The 3,090-nt window shown below is 41.5% G+C and carries 3 protein-coding genes; all 3 read right to left on the bottom strand.

Annotation, left to right across the window (positions count from 1 at the left end):
* The coding region (hsdR, locus tag LUQ50_RS11645; RefSeq protein ID WP_300040004.1) for an EcoAI/FtnUII family type I restriction enzme subunit R at nt 1–1,889 on the bottom strand (1,889 nt) is incomplete at its 3' end.
* A gap of 262 nt (nt 1,890–2,151) precedes the next feature.
* On the bottom strand, nt 2,152–2,538 hold the full coding sequence (locus LUQ50_RS11650; RefSeq protein ID WP_300040005.1) for a hypothetical protein: 387 nt from the start codon (nt 2,536–2,538) through the stop codon (nt 2,152–2,154).
* A 115-nt stretch (nt 2,539–2,653) separates the two neighbouring features.
* The gene (locus LUQ50_RS11655; protein ID WP_300040006.1) at nt 2,654–2,914 is read right to left on the bottom strand and encodes a hypothetical protein; all 261 of its coding nucleotides are present in this window, start codon (nt 2,912–2,914) and stop codon (nt 2,654–2,656) included.
* Between the last annotated feature and the right edge of the window lie 176 nt (nt 2,915–3,090).

A 3,090-nucleotide genomic window follows, 5' to 3' on the forward strand; every position in this document is an offset into this window, starting at 1 on the left:
CTCAGAACATTCTTCCGGGTGTAATCTTTCAGAGACTCTGTGATCAGCTTGCCATCTACTCCATAATATTGGACTCTTTCAGCAACTATTGATACCTCAACATCCTTCACAACATATTTTCGTGAATTCGGGGGCTCTGGTGGGTCAGGAGGTGGATGAGGTGGTTCTCCTCCCCCAGTACCTCCTGATCCAGTACCGGGAATGAAATCAGGGTCAGGTATCGGATCTCCATCAAATTCCGGGTCTGCAAACCGCTCTGTAGCTTTCCTGAAATCAATGATGGTGAAGAAGTACTTATCATATTCTTCATTTATCCGAGTACCTCTCCCTATGATCTGTTTGAACTCAATCATTGACTCGATGCTTTTATCCAGTGCTATTACCTTACAGGTTTGAGCATCCACCCCAGTAGACATCAGTTTGCTTGTGGTGGCTATAACCGGGTACTTACTATCTGGCATGATGAAGTTGTCAAGTTCAGCCTTACCTTCGGGTGAGTCCCCTGTGATCCTGACAATATATCGGTCCGATTTGCTAACTTCTTCATTATTTTCATTCACCAGACACGACCTCATCCGCTCTGCATGATCGATATTTTCACAGAACACAATGGTCTTGTCATACGGATTGGTCTTTTTCAGGAAGTCAGATACCTTCTTTGCAACTATTTCGGTCCGTTTTGTCAGGATCAGATTGTTGTCAAAGTCCTTCTGGTAGTATATCCGGTCTTTTATCTCCTGACCATAGAGATCCTTTTTCCCCTTTTCAGGTCTCCATCCTGCAAGGTCTTTATCTAAATCAATCCTGATGACCCTATATGGGGCAAGGAAGCCATCATCTATCCCCTGTTTCAGGGAATATGTGTAAATAGGCTCACCAAAGTAATGGGTGTTACTGACTTCTTTGGTTTCCTTAGGTGTTGCAGTGAGACCAATTTGCGTAGCTGATGTAAAGTATTCCAATATCTCCCGCCATGCTGCATCATCAGCAGCACTCCCTCGATGACACTCATCAACCACTACTAGATCAAAGAAGTCTGGGGAAAATTCCTTGTAGATATTCTGGATATCTTCAGTACCAGTAACAGCCTGATAGAGGGAAAGGTAAATCTCGTAACTCTTGTCAATGTTCCTGTTCTGAATTTTCGTCATTGCCTTTCCAAACGGCTTGAAATCGTTTGTCTTCGTCTGGTCGACAAGGATATTCCGATCAGCAAGGAAAAGGATCCGTTTGGCAGTACCGGCCTTCCAGAGTCTCCAGATTATCTGAAATGCCGTATAGGTCTTGCCCGTACCGGTAGCCATAACAAGAAGGATTCTACTCTGTTTTTTAACAATGGCCTCTATTGTCCGATTGATAGCAATAACCTGATAATATCGTGGGCTTTTCCCAGACCCATCATCATAATAATCCTGAGTGACTATCTTTGAAGATTCGGGGGTAATCTCTTTCCATACACAGTATTGATGCCAAAGAACGTCTGGTGATGGGAATGAAGAGAGTGCAATTTCCTGCTCAATTACCTCTCCCTGACCTGTCTTGTTGTGATAAAGGAATGCATCGCCATTTGAACTGAAAACAAAGGGTACGTCAATTAGGCCCGCATATCCAAGAGCCTGCTGCATTCCAGCTCCCACACTATGATTGTTATCCTTTGCTTCTATGATTGCTATTGGGATATTGGGTTTATAATATAGGATATAATCAGCAACCCGTCTCTCTGCACGTCTCGGTTTTGATCCGGTCGTGACTATGACCCTCCCTTTGGTAATATTTACTTCTTCCCGAATCTGTGTGAGACGATGCCAACCTGCCTGTTCTATGGCTGGAGTAATATATTTGGTACAGATATCACGTTCTGATAGGGATTTCTTGTTGATACCTGTCACGATATCATCTTCATTGTGGTTGGTTAATAAGTCTGGTCTAATCACCCTAAAATATTCCGTTTTTACCGTATCAGAATCAGATTTGTGTATCTATTCACTCAGTCAACTTTGAATTCGGCAGACTTTTGCTCATATCTATTTTCCTGCTTAGATCACCCATTCAAGTTGAAAAAAATGACGGTCCAGAATCAGACACTTATGTCTCTCTAATATTAATACCTGAATCAAAAAGAGATAATTAACAAGTAATCCAGCGAGTAATTCAACCTTTATGGAAGTCTAACCATTCTTCAAAATCGGATTTTGGTTTGTTACCACACTTGCTATTCTGTTTGGGTGAAGTAACCCAATGTCTATTAAGTTGATTACTCTGGACATGGTTCGCTCTCAATACACACAGATTCACCATTTTGGCAATTACCTTCACCAGAGAATCATACTCCTCTGGACCCCATTTATATTCAGATTGGCAATTTTTCATCCATTCATATAATTCAGAGTCCTTTTCTTGTTTACTGTTTGAGAGAAAGACCTTTGAACAGTCCTTTTCTATCGAAAAAGAAACTGCATCACTGTCAGAAAAACGTAATGAGCCCATGATAATTGACTCATTAAAGGCAATATTACCTTTAACATTTAAATGATTCATGGTTTCACCCCTTCAACCGGTTTTAGAATCTTCTTTTTCTGTTTTCCCATTTCTGATGGGATTATACTTGCCTCTCGGACCGGTTTTATCGGTTTAATGATAGGTGTGAGCCCCTTCATGTTGTTCCTCCTCCAACAATATGGTTGAGCTCAACCCTCAAGGCTAAGATTTCCTTGTATATCTGCAGGTAGCAGTATCCCATGCAGATATCTACTAAAGCTTTGTACCTATCCACCCGTATACGGTCACGTTCGGGATCACGTATTCTCCCAGATACAGATAACTCCTTCAAATCCATCATAGCCTGTGAGAGGACAGATTCTGCCTGCTCATAGGTAAGTGGTGAGCCATTAAGGACATCATCATTTGATATCATATGGCCCTTAAGGTACACTTAAGAGCATATAAAGGAAGGTCGGAAAAATCTATTTATGGATTATTTATCCAACTGTTTTTCATCAAACCTACAGAGTTCGTGGAAATGACGGTAACAGAATGGATGTTCATTATTTTTCGTTATATAGAGCGGGGAGCATGGACACCCTTGATAAG

Origin of the sequence: Methanospirillum sp. (assembly GCF_028679455.1) — an archaeon.
GTDB lineage: Archaea > Halobacteriota > Methanomicrobia > Methanomicrobiales > Methanospirillaceae > Methanospirillum.

What these genes read in the sequence shown, in the direction of transcription:
- LUQ50_RS11650 (WP_300040005.1), bottom strand. Translation starts at nt 2,538, where the DNA reads ATGAATCATTTAAATGTTAAAGGTAATATTGCCTTTAATGAGTCAATT.
- LUQ50_RS11655 (WP_300040006.1), bottom strand. Translation starts at nt 2,914, where the DNA reads ATGATATCAAATGATGATGTCCTTAATGGCTCACCACTTACCTATGAG.